The organism is Halocatena halophila, from assembly GCA_027563145.1.
GTDB classification, from domain to species: Archaea; Halobacteriota; Halobacteria; order Halobacteriales; family Haloarculaceae; genus Halocatena; species Halocatena halophila.
On record CP071306.1, the window covers coordinates 1,273,370 to 1,287,668 of the forward strand.

Sequence of the window (14,299 nt, forward strand, 5' to 3'; positions counted from 1 at the left end):
CCTTCGATATGGCCGCATATGGCCGGCCGACCTTGCGAGATCTGTTTGATGAATCGCCGACTCCCCACATCGCACATCCGCCACGAACCCACCATCGTGATTTTTACGTCGCAACGGATGGGTCGTTCAGCGATTCAGGAGGCGGACTCGGTGTTATCATCGAAACCCGTGATGGAGAGTGTGTCGCACGACGATCGCTCCCAGACGACGTTCCGGACAACAACGTCGCGGAGTATCGTGCGTTGCATCTCGGTCTCGACATTCTCGACGCCCGGGTTCCGGGCGACACACGGGTTGGAGTACTCATCGATCATGACAACCTGGCAGCCAACGTCAACAGAGCGACGATCGCCACCAAACAGCCACAGATCGGGCCGCCACACCCGTTTCAGATTCCCACCCAGTCACACCACCACTGGCGGGGGATTCGAGCCCGGATCGCAAGCCTGGGCGAGTTACGGGCGGCCCGCCTCGACAGCGGCGTGAACCCAGCACATCCGCTGGCGAACGCACCCGAGCAGTACGCCCACGTCAACGACGAACCCGACCGGTGTGTGTTGCCACCAACACCGATCGACAGACAGCCCGCAGAAGGCGTGCCGCCGCCGTCGCGAGCGAATCGCCCGCGACACGCGAGCGACTGACTCAGGCCAGAAAGACGTGGCGTGGTCGGTCGGCGAGCACGTCCCGTCCCCACTGGACGGTGTCGGAAAACGCATCGGAGCGGAAAAACGACATCGCGTCTTCTTTTGAATCCCACTCGCTTGCGATGAACATGTCGTTTTCATCAGCCGTATTGATCAACACGTCAGTGTTGCGGTGGCCATCCATCTCCGCTAGCAGTTCTTCCACCTCGTCGAACGTCTCTACAAACGCCGATCGGTGGTCGGATTTGACAGTGTAGAACATGCCCATGGTGCCAAAGCCTTCATCGGTTGCACCGGCACGACCGACCACCTGCGGGAGTTCGGCGAGATACTCGCTGGCGGTGTCTGCTGCACTTTTCGTCTTCCAGAGGCTCACGACGGCCGAGCGGTCGCCGTGACGGGCCTGATAAATGTTCGTCCCCTGGTGGGTGTCGTATCTATCGAAGCCGTCGCTGAGGTCGGACACTGCAGGAGTGAGATCGCCGATCGGCGCGGTAGAGTAGACCACGAGCGCGAACACGTCTTCGCCGTGTGGCTGTCCGGCGTAGATGTCGAGCGAGTCAAGCGAATCACGAACGTCCTCGGCGGGTGCGGCGGCGGTTGGTGTCGGGGATTTCTCTTCTGTCGCCGCCGTTAGGGCACCGATCGTCGGTTCATCCGCGCCGGGAAGATCCGCCAGAAAGCCAGCAGCCGTCTCCGCCGCACGTTCGGTCGTCCAGAGGCTCACCACGGTTGGCCCCTCGTGAACCTCGGTTTCGATGTGGCTGTCGTAATGCTCGAAATTGCCGCGGAGATCCTCAATCGCGTTCGCCACCGTTTCGCGATCGGTGTCGGCCTCAACCACAACGGCGTGTGGGGTGGCGTCGTCAGGGGCCTCAACGGAAATTCCGAGCGATTCGATCGTCTCGGTCACGTCCGTCGTTGGCTCGGACGACGATTCATAGGCCGACAGCGTTCCACCGGCCATAAACGTCTCGAGTGCGCTCGGATCGAATCGGCGACCGAAGTAGAATGTGCCGAACTCCCCGTAGCGTGAGGTTGACGGATCGAATCGCATCTCATACAACAGTCGTTTAATCTGCGTTGGATCGTCAGCAAACAGCGTGACACCCCACTCGTGGTCATCGAAGCCGATAGAGCTGGTGATGATCTGCGTGACCTTCCCGGCGTAGCGCCGGCCGATCTCGCCGTGATTCGACATCAAATCGGCCCGGTCGTCGAACGGGAGATCGTACCAGTTGTGCTCTGGACCGCGGCGTTTGTCCATCGGGTAGAAACAGACGTGTTCGGCGACAGGAATCTGAGGTCGGATCCGCGATTCGATGTAGCGTGCGGTGCCCGAGTCGGCGACCTCCTCGCCCTCGAAATACTCCTGTGACATGTATCCAGACACTTCCGTCACCGAGACGAACGATGCCGTTTGCTCGGTGAAGCGAGCAAAGGAGGTCCGCTCGAACGCGCGTTCTGCGGTCTCGAGCGCGGCCGTCGTCTCCCTGAGATGGAGGATCATGAGATCGGCTTTGTGTCCCATGATCGCAAAGGTCGCTGAACCCCCCTCGCTGCCCGCCACGTCCGCTAGCGATTCGTGGGCTTCGAGAAAGTCAACGCCCGATTCGAGTGCCCGCTCGCGTTCGTGCTCGGGGGCAGCCTGCCACGCGTCCCAGTCGATCGTCCGGAAGTCGTGCAGGGCATACCACCCCTCCTCGGTCTGTGGTGCAGTGGGCATACAGCAGGTTCGATTCCACCGACCAAGAGCCCTTTGAGACGGGAACGGAATGGGATCGGACAGATGAACACTCGCAACCAACAACCAGTTACTCGACCGCTGCAAATCCCGACCCAGCCGTGATTGACCACGATTATCACACCCACTCGATCTACTCTGACGGGCGATTTCTTCGGCAGATGCTCGGGGCGGCCAGCGACGCTGGGCTTTCTGGAGTTGGGTTCGCCGATCACTGTGTCGTCTCCGACCGAGCACCGATGGTCGAGCACCGTAACGCCCTGGGATTTGCACTCGATACGATCTACGAGCGGCGACGAGCGGCAATCGAACATTTCCGCGAGGAGTTCGAGATCAATATCTACGACGCCGTCGAGATGGATTACGACCCTCGCGACGAGACGGCCATCGAAGCGTTTCTCGAGCGAGCGAACTTCCAGTACGCCATCGGGAGCGTGCATCTCCTTGACGGCGTGCACATCCAGTACGAACCGTATTTTGCCGACAAATCCGAATCCGAGCGGACTGCGCTCGTCGAGAACTATTTCGAGAAGCTCCTCGCGCTGATTGATTCGGAGCTGTTTGAGCTGGCCGCCCACATCGATCTGATCGAGCGCAACCCTGCACTCCGTGGCTTTGCAACCGAGTCACAGTACCGACGGGTGGCCAAAGCGCTCGAACGCTCGCGGACGGTCACCGAGCTGAACGCTGGGCGTCTGTTGGCTGATTTTGGTTCGGTCCACCCAGTAGCACCGTTTTTCGAGATTCTCCGGGAGCACGGGGTGTCGTTCACCGTCGGAACCGACGCTCACACGCCAGCGGAGCTCACTGATAGAGTTCCAGCACTCGCCGACGAATTCGAAGCGCGGGGTCTCGAACCCGCCGAACTCTCCATCGAGAGCAAGTAGTACGACGCTCCAAAAGATACACCAGAGAATGTGTGCGTACTTGTCAGGAACGGTGTCGAGATGGGCCGGCTACGCGGCGAGTCTCTGGATGTTCGTGTTCGCTGCAATGAGTTTCTACTGGGGGCTCGGTGGAACGGCGGGGCTTGAAACGGTCGCGATCGGCCAGGAGTTTGCGGGAAAACCCTGGTTCATCGCCGTTCTCTGGCTTACAGGCGGACTGAAACTGATCGGGGGCGTGCTCGCGCTCGCACTGGTCCAATCGTGGGGGCAGCTGTTTCCACGTCGGTTGGTTCTCATTTTCGCGTGGGGTGTGAGCCTCCTGCTCGTCGTTCACGGCGTTGATTTCGTGATTCAGGGTGCACTCACAGAGCATGGATTCATCACCAACACCACGACAGCCCCCTGGACGACGGCACATTGGCAGACGTTCGTCTGGGGACCGTGGTGGCTTCTCGGTGGACTCTTGTTCAGCCTGGCGACGTGGGGCTATCAGCGACGAACTGCCTGAGAGAAGACACCGCTGCTAGTTGGAGTAGAAGACGCTACCTACCGTACGCTGGAGATAGTATGAGAACAGCTGGTGTTTCCGAACGATTATTTGGCCGACGGTAGACCAGCGACCATGACGAACACAACATCAACGGATGATTGTGTGTTCTGTCGAATCGCCACAGGGACCGAACGCGCACAGATCGTCCTCCGGAGTGCCACCAGCTGTGCGTTTCTGGACCACGCCCCAGCAGCGCCCGGTCACGTTCTCGTGATCCCAACCGAGCACGTCGAAACGCTCCCAGCGATGGAGCCAGAACGCGCTGGAGCGCTGTTCGAAACCGTCCAGCATGTTTCCGACGCAATCGATCGCGTTTGCTCGCCCGACGGGATTTCTATCATCCAATCGAACGGCCGCGCTGCGGGCCAGGAGGTGTTCCACGCGCACGTTCACGTGATTCCCCGCTCGGTGGACGATCAGATCACGCTATCGTGGGAGCCAACACCCGCCGATCCGAATGGTGCCATCGCCGAAGGGCTCGAACGGGAACTTGCCTGATCAGGCCTCGATCTCATCAAGCGGGAACTCAAGGAGCCGATCACCGCTCTCAGAACAGGTGACCGTGAGCACGTCGTGGGACTGACAGCACGATTCGACGACCTCCTGGCCGTACTCGATCTGGCCGCCGTCCTGGGGACACTCCTCAAGAAAGAGCCGAATGCCGTTGAGGAGCTGGCCCTTTTGCTGTGGCGAGCGTTCATCCCACGCGGGATCGTACGCCTCAAGCGCACTCGCCGCGCCAACATCGGCGAGCAACGCCGCCTGCGATGGCCACTGACCGACGATGCGTTCTTGCTGGCGAAGCGTCCGTCCGTTCTCGTGCTGTTCGATCGAAAACTCATCACCGTCCGTTTCGACGCCAAACGATTCTCCAACTGCCGCGCCGTCCGGTGGCGTTTCTTCGAGGGCGTCGATGGCGCTACTCCAGCGCTCGGCGAACGAATCAGTGAGACAGAGATCGTCTTCGTTGGCACACGGCTCAAGCACGCCTAGCTCGAGAAAGAGCGCGTCCGGATCGATCGCGTTGGTGGTGGACCCCTGCGCACCGTCCGAATCATCAGCCTGCTCTGTATCGGATTCGGTCGGCGCTGCTGTATCCGTCTCAGCCTCGACGCCGCCGGTGAAACCGCTGGCAACGGGCGCTTCGGGCTCCTTGCCAAACAGTGCGAGGACGCTTTCTGGCAGATATCGCTTGGTCAGCGTCGGCGTCCCCGGGACGACATACCCCCGCAGATAGATCACCGCAGCCGCGAGCGTGAATGCCACCGCTCCCAGGAGTCGTGAGCGCCAGGAAAGTACCAGGCTCACCACACCGGCGATCAAGAGATTCACGGTCGTACAGGGAAGACACCGGTTATCGCCGGTGTACTCTGGTTGTCGCAACGTCTCAACGATGTCAGTTTTCATCACGTACCAACAGTGTTCCAGAAACCCATCTACGTTTCGATTATCATACGTTTTCGGACAGTTCTATAAGTGGGATTAGCCGCCAAACAGCTGCGGACCAAACACCATCAACACGAGCCCGGCTCCCATGGTGAGTCCGATGGTCGTCGTCACCATCCGAGTGAGTCGCCTGCCATCGCCCACGTTCAGCCGTGAGACAACCGCTTCGGTGGTTGATCTGAGAATGTGACCGCCATCGAGCGGATAGGCCGGCACACAGTTGAAAAATCCGAGATTGATGTTGATCCAGCCGGTCCAGAACAGCAAATTCGCGATGAGGAACAGCCAGCCACCCAAAAATGAGAGCGGGCCCTCAACAGTGTAAAAGTTCGTCACTGGCTCGACGAAGCCGGCAAAGTTGTAGGACGTCGCACCGAGTGCCCCTGCGAACGGAAGCGAGAGCGCCTGAATCGAGTGCGAAAGAAAGCCCATCGGCGAGAGCCCGCTCGTTCCACCGAGGCTCGCGAGGAACTGCTCGGCAGGATACTCGAAGATGCCGAAATCGTCGATCGTGTTCCCGCCGATCCCTGGAATGATCGTCACGCCGATGTAGCCGTGGTCTGCAGGGCCATCAGTGAGCGTCGTGGTGAACTGTCGTTTCTCACCATCGACAACAGCTGTCACCTGTACAGTGTCTCCCGGTGTCGTGGCTTCGAGCGCTGCGCTGAGCTCGTCAGCACTGACAATCCGTTCGCCATCGAACCGAGTGATGACGAACTGACTGGCGTTGGTGATTTCCGAGCGATTCGCCAGGGGACTCTCCTCAGTCAATCCCTGGACAGCCGCTCCACCAACGAGCTCGAACTCCGTGCGATTTGTCGTGACGGTAACCCGTGGATTTGATTCGAGCAAACTCCGGAGCTCGGCGCGTGTTGAGACGTTCGAGCCGTTTACCGACTGAATATGGACCGGCTGGCCGGAGTCATTGGCCGCTCCATCGAGAGCACCGGCCGCAGATCGCGTCACGAACAGCTCGCGGGTGACACGCTCCGTTCGCTCGCCATCACCGGTCGCAACGGTCACCTCAACCGTTTTATCCTCAATCTCTGTGAGCCGGCGGTTGAGCGCGTCCGCATCAGCGACCGATTCGCCGTTGATCGCGGTGATTCGATCGCCACGCTCGATTCCCGCTTGATCCGCTGGCGAACCAGTGACGATGTCGCCGACGGGCGCGCCAGGCGCAACCGATACCGCACCCATTACCGGCCCGAACAACAACAGAAAGCCGACGATCGTCACCGCGAAATTGTTGGTGACGCCGGCGGCAAACATGCGCGTCTGACTCCCCCGATCTGCCTTCAGTCGGCTCATCTCTTCGGGCTCGACGAACGCCCCGATCGGAATAATCGCCAGCATTGCAAGCCCCATTGAATCGATCTCGATGTCGCCAACGCGACAGAACAGCCCGTGACCGCCCTCGTGAACGACCAAGCCAACGAGCAAGCCAAACACGATCTCCGGGGCGACAGAAAGCGGCAGAAAGTCGTTGACGCCGGGGATCACCAGTACGTTCTGTGGTTCGTTCACGACGGTTGGCTGTGGATTCACCACTGCCTGAATGCCCGCAATGAGCACCATCAAAAAGACACCAGCCATCATGACGATCGCGATGCCAACACCGAAATTGCCGTAGGCACGCCAGAATCTGCGGGGCTGTGAGAGCCGATCGAGCAACACCTTCCCGTACTGGGTGTGAAGGGTGGTGATCGGCCCCTGTGTTCTGATCTGCTCGGGGAGCCATCCCTGTTGCTGTGCGATCGTCATCACGAACCAGTAGAACATGAGGCCACCGAGCACCAACCAGAGCGTATCGACCATCGTTCGTCTCAAACAGTGGTACTCGTATGAGCCTTATCTTCTTTCAGGTCGAGAAGTCCCCGTTCGATAGGCGGGTTTGGTCCACCTTACTGCATTCACTGGCCGCTTACGCTTCGAGCCGGAGTCGGCTCACGACAAACGATTCGTCGAGCGCACCGAGGAACGGTCCAAGTCGGGGGCCCTGTGGTTGGCCCAAAAAGAGCTGATAGCCCAGCTCGAACAGTCGGCCAACCTCGATATCGTTCGACCGGGCCGACTCGTAGATCTGTTCTTGAATCGCGTCGTCGTCAAGCTCCGTGCTCTCGATCGCCGTTGCCAGCGCTTCAAGCGCAGTCGCTTCCGACGCAGTGGGATTCACGTCGGGGAGCGTTTCTGCCAGCCGGTAATTGTACTCGTTGTCCGTCTCGACGGCCCAGGTGCGTGCCTTTTCCACTCGACTGAGCGCGTCGTCGATGGCCTGGTCGGGCGCTGATTCGGGGAGATGGCCGCTGCGACGCGCCATCGTCTCGCGCAGTTGTTCGTCGTCGGTCATGCCCAGCACGGCGGCAAACGTGTACGGAATGCGAATTCGGTCCGTATCGACGGCGTCGACACAGTGTGGATAGGCCCGCTCTGCAAACGCCGACTCTCGATCGGCACCCTCGATTCGATCGAAGTAGATCGCCTCGAAGCGATCGAACTCATCGACAAGCTGATCGAACCGCGAAACGTCGAAATCACGGGCTCGCTTCGGTGGCTTCGTGAAGAAATAGCGAAACACCTCGCGTTCGATCATCGAAAGTACCGTATCCACGGTGATGACGTGACCAGACGACGAAGAGAGCGCCTCGCCGTTGTAGGTGAACCACTCATACACCATCGGCACTGGTGGATCGATCTCGAAGATAGTGTCTGCAATCTCCTTGCCGCTCGGCCAGGAGCCCTCGGCGTGGTCTTTGCCAAACGGCTCGAAATCAACGTCGAGCACCATCCACTGGGCTGGCCACTCAAAGCGCCACGGGAGCTTTCCCTCCCTGAACGTGGCCGTTCCCGCGTGACCACAGCCCTCGATCGTCTGGTTGCCGGCCTCAACGCTCTCACAGACGTAATCGACGGTGCCAGCGTCGAGATCGACAGCAGTGACGCTCTCGGTCAGATGGCCACAGTTTGAACACTGCGGCGAGAACGGTACGTAGGAGTCATCAACCTTCTCCTGGTACTCCCCGAGCACGGTTCGTGCCTCCTCGCGGTTTTTGAGTGCCGTCCGAACGGCCGGCTCGAACGTGCCATCGGCGTACAGCTCCGTGTTCGAGACGATCTCGATCGGCACGTCAAGTGCGTTTGCGCTCCGTTCGAGCAGCGTCGTCTGATGGGCACCAAACGACGAACAACAGCCAAAGGGGTCGGGAACGTCGGTGAGGGGCTTGCCCAGATTCTCACCGAGGGCACTGGCATTGATATCGCCCAGCCCGACGATTTCGCCATCGAGCGACGCCAGCGTACGGGGCATCTTTCGGAGCCGATCTTTATCGTCTGCGGTGAACACCTGCCGAACGTCATAGCCCCGATCGCGCAACGACTCGGCCACGAAATAGCCGCGCATGATCTCATTGGTGTGACCGATGTGTGGCACACCCGAGGGCGAAACGCCTCCCTTGATGATGATCGGTTCGTCCGGATCACTCGCGAGAATCTCATCGGCGACTGAATCGGCCCAGAACGCCCGGCGATCATCGGGGGACTCTGCGCTGCTCACGGCACCACCTCGGTCCCCTCGTGTGATCCGTCTTCGATTGCACGACGAACCGCCGCGGGATCGGTGCCGTCCAGGACGACCGTCCGGGTACCGGATCGCTGGATCAGCTTTGCGGCCAGCAGATCGACGGGTGCGTTCGAGCCGGCGTGCATTTCGATGTCGCCGATGATGTTCACCAGTTCGTCGGTTGCAAGCGACTCGAACTTCTCTGCCGTGCTCGACTGTGAAGGATCCTCGCTGTAGACGCCATCGACACTGGTCGCAAAGACGAGCAGCTCCGCATCGACGGTTTCAGCGAGCGCAGCCGCGACCGCATCGGTCGTCTGTCCCGGAATCATCCCGCCCATCACCGGTACGTCACCGTCAAACAGCGCGCCAGCCGCCACTTCGTACGCTTCGGGCGGAACCTGTCGTGCGGTCTCACCCAGCGCTGCGATCAACAGTCGTGCGTTCAGTCGGGTCACCCCAATGCCAAGCTGATCGAGCGCCATCTCGTTCGCACCGATCGCACGCGCGGTTTCAATATACTCCCGTGCGATCGATCCCCCACCAACAACGACGCCAACGTCATGGCCCGCAGCCCGAATCGCCTCGATACTGTCGGCGTACGCTTCTACCCGCTCACCGTCAAGATCTGGAGCGAGAACGCTGCCACCGACAGAAACGATAGCTCTCATTGGAACGAAATAGCCTGCTGGCCCGCTTAAGAGTTATTAAGCGCGGAATCCGACAGCCCCACAACCTCTATTGCGATCGCTCTCCCTACGCCAGATATGCACACCGTGTCCATTGTGGGTGAGGACGCCAGCGTGCTCCTCGAACGGCTCGTCGGTCGGCTTTCAGCCCGGGGGTCCCTTGCCACCATCACCAAGCGAAGCTCGGTTAGCAGTCAGGCTTCGCCTGACGACATTACCAGAATCGAAGATTCTGGCGACATCACCGAACTTCCAGCACAGCCGGCCCCCGGTCACGAAAACGCGATTCACTACACCGCCGCTGGTGCTGACGTGGCGTATGGCCACGCCGCCGAGGGCTGGAGTGGGTATGGGACGACCGACCGGTCGATCGAGGAGCTCATCGACGATCTCGCCGGCAAATACGACTACTGCTTGCTCGAGGGCCACACCGGCGGAGCCGTCGAGACGATCGCCGTCGGCGAGATGGATACGGATACACCCTTGTTGGAGATCGACGACCCCGAAACCTGTGCGCTAGAACCAATACTCGAACAAATCGACGACACCACCCCACACGTCACGCTCGAGACGCTCGTGAACGACGTACAGACGGTGTCGGCCGAATCACAGGCGGGGGCGATCGCGACGTTCACCGGGCGCGTGCGTGCGAAAGAGCATCCTGACGATACCCCAACCGAGTATCTCTCCTTCGAGATGTACGAAAAAGTGGCCAGCGACCGGCTCGATACGATTCGCGAAGAACTCGAGGCCCGAGAGGGCGTCCATGCCGTCCGGTTTCACCACAGAACCGGCGTCATCGAACGCGGCGAAGAGATCGTATACGTCGTCGTGCTGGCCGGTCACCGACGCGAAGCGTTTCGAACCGTCGAAGACGGAATCGACCGCCTGAAAGCGGAGGTGCCGATCTTCAAAAAAGAAGTCACAACCGATGAAACGTTCTGGGTGCACGACCAGGCGGACCAACAGTGATACGACCCAGTGCGCGAGGAGAACAATTATACACCATGAGAATTTGAATTAAATATGGCCCAAGGACATGCCACATCTATGAAATATTCCTGAGAAAACCAACCAGATTGAATATGTGTTCGGTGAAACGTCACGAGAACCGGTTATAAAATATCTCTGGCGTTCTCTGCCGGTTGTAAAACGTATGTTTCACCTCGATTTATTCGGCTTTACTCCCAGCAGTCGTGAAATAGTTTCAATGTTCCTCCAGTTATATGCAGGTATCCACACTACGAGCTACTGTGGTGAAAGCATGAGCGCAACTCCCTCTCAACAGACCGCTGATGTCTCCGCTGGTAACAAAGAGTCTCGGCTCCGCGAGTATCTCTACACGCAGGCCGTCGAAGGCAACGGCGAGGTCTACTTCAAAAGCAAGTTTATCGCTGATGATGTCGATCTCTCGCCGAAGGAAATCGGCGCACTGATGTGCAAACTGACCGACACCGTCACGGAGATTGAGATCGAAAAATGGTCGTACACAAGCGCAACGACGTGGCGGGTGAGGACAACAAACTAGGCACTCGCTGTTGGCTTCATCCACTCTCTGGCAGGTCCCTTCTGGCGCTTTTTTGCCCGAGATTTATTTTTGCTCGGGTCTTCCACTTCCATAATGGCCGAGTCCGACGACCCTCTCGGTGGCCCGGCGGTCGAGACGCTCGATCCGGTGTTTGCTGTTTCCGAGGTTCGCCGTGAGAACGACCGGCTTGTGTATCTTGGCGAGCCAGCCATCGCGCCGGCTGCTGTCGAACGGAAGGTATGGCCCCTGTTTCGTGAACACGGCTATGAAGTGCACCTAACAACGGTCACGGATGGAGCGACTGATCCGATCACAGGCGTCGATATTTCGACACCTCGACAGGCACTGATCGCAGAGCCACGGTCGCTCGGTATCGACGGCATTCCATGGAACAACCTCATTTTCGCGATGTTGACGCTGGTGACGACACTGTATGCGGGTGTGCGCTGGTATGGCATCGAGAACGCCCACCCGCTGGCGGTGCTTCAGACCTGGCCGTTTGCCGTCGCCGTGCTTGGTGTGCTCGGTGTGCACGAACTTGGTCACTACGTTATGAGTCGCTATCACCGCGTCCACGCGAGTCTGCCGTATTTCATCCCCGTGCCGACGATCTTCGGGACGATGGGTGCCGTGATCAAGATGAAAGGCCGGATTCCCTCGCGGAAAGCGCTGTTCGACATCGGCGTTGCAGGACCGCTTGCCGGACTACTGGCCGCCATCATCGTGACGACAATCGGTCTCCAGCTCGATCCCGTTGCGGTCGACGGCCCGATCTACCAGATAACGGGATTGAACTATCCACCGCTGATTCAGCTCATCGCCATGGCGACCGGCGAATCACTCACGTTCACCGACGGGCTGTGGATCAATCCGGTCGTGGTTGGCGGCTGGGTCGGTATGTTCATCACGTTTTTGAATCTGCTACCCGTCGGCCAGCTTGATGGCGGCCACCTCATGCGAGCGATGATCGGCCAGCGCCAGGAGACCATCGGCGTACTCGTTCCGGCCGCGTTGTTTTTGCTCGGGGGATATCTGCTCATCGTGCGTGCGTTTGCGCTAGAGGCAGTCTTTCTCTGGTTTTTCTGGGGGATCATCACCACAGTGTTCGCGTATGCCGGTCCTGCCCATCCGATGCGAGAAGAGCCACTTGACACTCGACGGATGGCGCTCGGCATCGGGACGTTCGTGCTTGGGGTGGGCTGTTTCACGCCCGTGCCGTTCGAGCTCGTCTAACGATCACTCGGTGTGAGCCAGAAAGCCAGCAACCAGACTCGCGTGAACAACACCCACGACTGCAGAAAGCATTGGCCCACTCCGTGTATCCATTGCGGCGAGCTGATAGCCCCCAAGAACGACAAGGGTGGCTCCAACAACTGAGAGCCAGCTTCGTCGTGTAACCGTTACGCTCATCGGAATCGCACGGCTGAACGGAATGCCCTCAATAAGCAATCCGGGAAGAACGAACAGCAGTGCAAACCCACAGATAGTGATGGTCGTGCTCAGCGCTGTCCACACTGGTCCGGGCGTGTACGGGAGCACGATCCAGCTTGGCACCGTGAGCAGTCCATACCGAACGAGCCCCTTCGGCGAGAGAGAGACACCACGGAGCCGGGCGAACAGCCAGCCACCACAGCCGATCGTCACCGAATACTCAAGTAACAACAGCCAGAGGGCCCACAGCTGCCACGTTGGCTCAAGTCCCATCAGTGCTGGTCGAGAGAACGTTACCTGAGAGATGAGCTGAACGCTGACGGTCGGTGGTGCCGCTGAAAACGATCTAGCCGCCATATGTGCGATCGGTGATTCCTGTAGGAGTCGATCGAGACCCTGGATGAACAGGCCGGCACCGAGTCCGACCGCCACTGTTTCGGGGGAACCTCGCAGGCGGTGGACGGCATCGTAGATGAGCGAAGATCCCATCAGCCGACCCCCAGCGCGTAGATCGATCGACCGTCCGAACAGTACACGCCCTCACCAGCCGCAATGATGGCAGAAATCGGCCGGTCATCGAACGGAGCGGCCGTCTGCCAGAGCGTTTCGCCAGAGGCTGCATCTACTGCACCCACACCTCCGTCAGCAGTAGGGAAATAGACGGCCTCATTCGCGACCGCTGGAGCCTGAAATGCTGATAAGCCCGTCGGAACGAGGGCTGATCGCCACCGTTCGCGCCCATCAGAGAGTGAATATGCACCAATCGACCGACCGTCCGCTTCGGGAACAACCGCATACACCGCCTCGTCGGTGACCGCCGGGGCACTCGCATACGGCAGGTGACCTGTGGATGATTGTCGCCAGCAAACCGAGCCATCCGCGCGCAAACACGCGGTCGTCCCACCGTCACGGACGATAAACCCGTCCGGAATCGCCACCACGCTGTCGGGCAACAGCCCAGAGGGCTGTACGGCAGTCGTCTGATCGCCCGTCTCCACGTCGAACCCACGGAGTTGCTCGCCATCAACGGTGTAAACCGTTCCGTGAGCGAGTGATGGTCTAGATCCAGACCCAGAGCGACGCCAGCGAACCACCCCCTCAGTGGGTTCGACCACTGCGAGTTCGTCTCCCGTGTCGATGACGACATCCCGACCGTCGGTCACGGGTGGAACGAGCCCGTCCGTATCCGTGCCATTCACGGTGTGGTTCCAGCGAACGGTGCCCGAACCCGGATCGTCCGGCAGTGTCAACGCTCGAATGGCCGCGCCGGAAGACAGAATCAACGACTCGTTGCGGTAGACGGCTGACGGAACGAGCGCGCCGCGAGACACATCGGAGCTGCGGTGGGTCAGCGTCGGTTCGCCAGTGACGATATCGACACCCACAATATCGACACCAATGCCGTACACCGTTCCCTCACCAACCAGCACCGGAGAGAGCGGTTCGAGCGCACGGTCACGTACCCGCCAGCGCAGTCGCACGCCCGTTCTGGGAGCAGTAGCGTACGGATTGTGCCACGTCCCGGCGGGATCGTAACCGTGCACTGGCCACGATCCCGGCGGCGGCGTCGAGTACCGCGTCGGTGGTTTGTAGCGCTCGTACACTGACCAGAGCGGAACGACGCCTACCACACCCCCACAGAGACTGAGCATGCCGCGCCGAGACGGTGACCAGTTCATTGACAGTGAATATCATCGTATGCTCAAAAATCAACTGGAACGGAACCATACAGCACAGTAACAAGTTCTCTGTACCATCCAGAGATGACAGTTTAGAAGAGAGATATGAGAAATATGATGGTAACTGACTGTTTTCGGC

At 59.6% G+C, this 14,299-nt stretch carries 14 protein-coding genes; 7 read left to right on the forward strand and 7 right to left on the reverse strand.

The features are described 5' to 3' along the window. Positions 1 to 8: 8 nt before the first annotated feature. Positions 9 to 644: a ribonuclease H family protein gene (locus tag JXQ78_RS06765; RefSeq protein WP_330632719.1), complete on the forward strand. Its 636-nt coding sequence runs from the start codon at positions 9 to 11 to the stop codon at positions 642 to 644. A 1-nt stretch (position 645) separates the two neighbouring features. Here JXQ78_RS06765 and JXQ78_RS06770 read toward each other — a convergent pair whose 3' ends face one another. Beyond that, positions 646 to 2,373, reverse strand: a complete 1,728-nt coding sequence (locus tag JXQ78_RS06770; RefSeq protein WP_330632720.1) for a heme-binding protein — start codon at positions 2,371 to 2,373, stop codon at positions 646 to 648. 119 nt (positions 2,374 to 2,492) lie between these two features. Here JXQ78_RS06770 and JXQ78_RS06775 point away from each other — a divergent pair, with 119 nt between their 5' ends. From JXQ78_RS06775 to JXQ78_RS06785, 3 genes are all read left to right on the forward strand, one after another. Next, entirely contained in the window at positions 2,493 to 3,278 is a 786-nt protein-coding gene (locus tag JXQ78_RS06775) for a PHP domain-containing protein (protein ID WP_330632721.1), read from the forward strand. 28 nt (positions 3,279 to 3,306) lie between these two features. Beyond that, complete coding sequence (locus JXQ78_RS06780) at positions 3,307 to 3,786, forward strand: DUF3995 domain-containing protein (RefSeq protein WP_330632722.1); 480 nt, start codon at positions 3,307 to 3,309, stop codon at positions 3,784 to 3,786. Between the two features lie 114 nt (positions 3,787 to 3,900). After that, the gene (locus JXQ78_RS06785) at positions 3,901 to 4,326 is read left to right on the forward strand and encodes an HIT family protein (RefSeq protein WP_330632723.1); all 426 of its coding nucleotides are present in this window, start codon (positions 3,901 to 3,903) and stop codon (positions 4,324 to 4,326) included. On the opposite strand, the gene JXQ78_RS06790 is transcribed toward JXQ78_RS06785, so the two are convergent. From JXQ78_RS06790 to pyrH, 4 genes are all read right to left on the reverse strand, one after another. Beyond that, entirely contained in the window at positions 4,327 to 5,235 is a 909-nt protein-coding gene (locus JXQ78_RS06790; RefSeq protein WP_330632724.1) for a hypothetical protein, read from the reverse strand. It abuts the gene before it with no gap. A 75-nt stretch (positions 5,236 to 5,310) separates the two neighbouring features. After that, positions 5,311 to 7,092 (reverse strand): site-2 protease family protein, encoded by a 1,782-nt coding sequence (locus tag JXQ78_RS06795; RefSeq protein ID WP_330632725.1) that lies wholly within the window; start codon positions 7,090 to 7,092, stop codon positions 5,311 to 5,313. A gap of 106 nt (positions 7,093 to 7,198) precedes the next feature. Further along, positions 7,199 to 8,827, reverse strand: coding sequence for a lysine--tRNA ligase (gene lysS, locus JXQ78_RS06800; protein ID WP_330632726.1), 1,629 nt, complete (start codon positions 8,825 to 8,827; stop codon positions 7,199 to 7,201). Further along, complete coding sequence (pyrH, locus tag JXQ78_RS06805; RefSeq protein WP_330632727.1) at positions 8,824 to 9,504, reverse strand: UMP kinase; 681 nt, start codon at positions 9,502 to 9,504, stop codon at positions 8,824 to 8,826. Before pyrH ends, lysS begins: the two co-directional genes overlap by 4 nt. A gap of 96 nt (positions 9,505 to 9,600) precedes the next feature. Here pyrH and JXQ78_RS06810 point away from each other — a divergent pair, with 96 nt between their 5' ends. The 3 genes from JXQ78_RS06810 to JXQ78_RS06820 all read left to right on the forward strand — a co-directional run bounded on the left by JXQ78_RS06810 (position 9,601) and on the right by JXQ78_RS06820 (position 12,283). Next, the gene (locus JXQ78_RS06810) at positions 9,601 to 10,494 is read left to right on the forward strand and encodes a molybdopterin synthase (RefSeq protein ID WP_330632728.1); all 894 of its coding nucleotides are present in this window, start codon (positions 9,601 to 9,603) and stop codon (positions 10,492 to 10,494) included. A 292-nt stretch (positions 10,495 to 10,786) separates the two neighbouring features. Continuing rightward, entirely contained in the window at positions 10,787 to 11,050 is a 264-nt protein-coding gene (locus JXQ78_RS06815; RefSeq protein WP_330632729.1) for a DUF7123 family protein, read from the forward strand. A gap of 93 nt (positions 11,051 to 11,143) precedes the next feature. Continuing rightward, on the forward strand, positions 11,144 to 12,283 hold the full coding sequence (locus tag JXQ78_RS06820; RefSeq protein ID WP_330632730.1) for a site-2 protease family protein: 1,140 nt from the start codon (positions 11,144 to 11,146) through the stop codon (positions 12,281 to 12,283). A gap of 3 nt (positions 12,284 to 12,286) precedes the next feature. On the opposite strand, the gene JXQ78_RS06825 is transcribed toward JXQ78_RS06820, so the two are convergent. Continuing rightward, the gene (locus tag JXQ78_RS06825; protein ID WP_330632731.1) at positions 12,287 to 12,970 is read right to left on the reverse strand and encodes a hypothetical protein; all 684 of its coding nucleotides are present in this window, start codon (positions 12,968 to 12,970) and stop codon (positions 12,287 to 12,289) included. Beyond that, positions 12,970 to 14,160: an outer membrane protein assembly factor BamB family protein gene (locus tag JXQ78_RS06830; protein WP_330632732.1), complete on the reverse strand. Its 1,191-nt coding sequence runs from the start codon at positions 14,158 to 14,160 to the stop codon at positions 12,970 to 12,972. The genes JXQ78_RS06825 and JXQ78_RS06830 overlap by 1 nt, the downstream gene beginning before the upstream one ends. Positions 14,161 to 14,299: the final 139 nt, after the last annotated feature.

Bases quoted from the DNA above. Each gene is read 5' to 3' on its own strand.
- JXQ78_RS06765 (WP_330632719.1), top strand. From the start codon at position 9: ATGGCCGCATATGGCCGGCCGACCTTGCGAGATCTGTTTGATGAATCG.
- JXQ78_RS06830 (WP_330632732.1), bottom strand. From the start codon at position 14,160: ATGAACTGGTCACCGTCTCGGCGCGGCATGCTCAGTCTCTGTGGGGGT.
- JXQ78_RS06815 (WP_330632729.1), top strand. From the start codon at position 10,787: ATGAGCGCAACTCCCTCTCAACAGACCGCTGATGTCTCCGCTGGTAAC.
- JXQ78_RS06785 (WP_330632723.1), top strand. From the start codon at position 3,901: ATGACGAACACAACATCAACGGATGATTGTGTGTTCTGTCGAATCGCC.
- JXQ78_RS06810 (WP_330632728.1), top strand. From the start codon at position 9,601: ATGCACACCGTGTCCATTGTGGGTGAGGACGCCAGCGTGCTCCTCGAA.
- JXQ78_RS06795 (WP_330632725.1), bottom strand. From the start codon at position 7,092: ATGGTCGATACGCTCTGGTTGGTGCTCGGTGGCCTCATGTTCTACTGG.
- pyrH (WP_330632727.1), bottom strand. From the start codon at position 9,504: ATGAGAGCTATCGTTTCTGTCGGTGGCAGCGTTCTCGCTCCAGATCTT.
- JXQ78_RS06790 (WP_330632724.1), bottom strand. From the start codon at position 5,235: ATGAAAACTGACATCGTTGAGACGTTGCGACAACCAGAGTACACCGGC.
- JXQ78_RS06820 (WP_330632730.1), top strand. From the start codon at position 11,144: ATGGCCGAGTCCGACGACCCTCTCGGTGGCCCGGCGGTCGAGACGCTC.
- JXQ78_RS06780 (WP_330632722.1), top strand. From the start codon at position 3,307: ATGTGTGCGTACTTGTCAGGAACGGTGTCGAGATGGGCCGGCTACGCG.
- JXQ78_RS06825 (WP_330632731.1), bottom strand. From the start codon at position 12,970: ATGGGATCTTCGCTCATCTACGATGCCGTCCACCGCCTGCGAGGTTCC.
- JXQ78_RS06770 (WP_330632720.1), bottom strand. From the start codon at position 2,373: ATGCCCACTGCACCACAGACCGAGGAGGGGTGGTATGCCCTGCACGAC.